The organism is uncultured Psychroserpens sp. (assembly GCF_947503375.1).
Taxonomy (GTDB): domain Bacteria; phylum Bacteroidota; class Bacteroidia; order Flavobacteriales; family Flavobacteriaceae; genus Psychroserpens.
Genome location: NZ_CANNDQ010000034.1, coordinates 1 through 207, shown reverse-complemented (window position 1 = coordinate 207; position 207 = coordinate 1). Strand labels below are relative to the sequence as shown.

Sequence of the window (207 nt, the reverse complement as noted above, 5' to 3'; positions counted from 1 at the left end):
CTCCCTAATATTGTTACTCAAGAAAGTAGATTCTATTGCCTTAATGACTTCCCACAAACCATTACTTTAACTGGTGGTATTATTGATGACCTACCAAGTAACTACTACTACCAATGGTCTTCTGGTCAAGATACCGCTGAAATTACAGTCAACCAACCTGGAACCTACACTGTTAGAGTTACCAATACTGATGGTTGCTTTAAAGAC

At 38.2% G+C, this 207-nt stretch carries 1 protein-coding gene; it reads left to right on the top strand.

Going from position 1 to position 207, the window contains the following annotated elements; all coding sequences use genetic code 11:
- The coding region (locus Q0876_RS15675) for a hypothetical protein (protein WP_299229836.1) at nt 1-207 on the top strand (207 nt) is incomplete at both ends.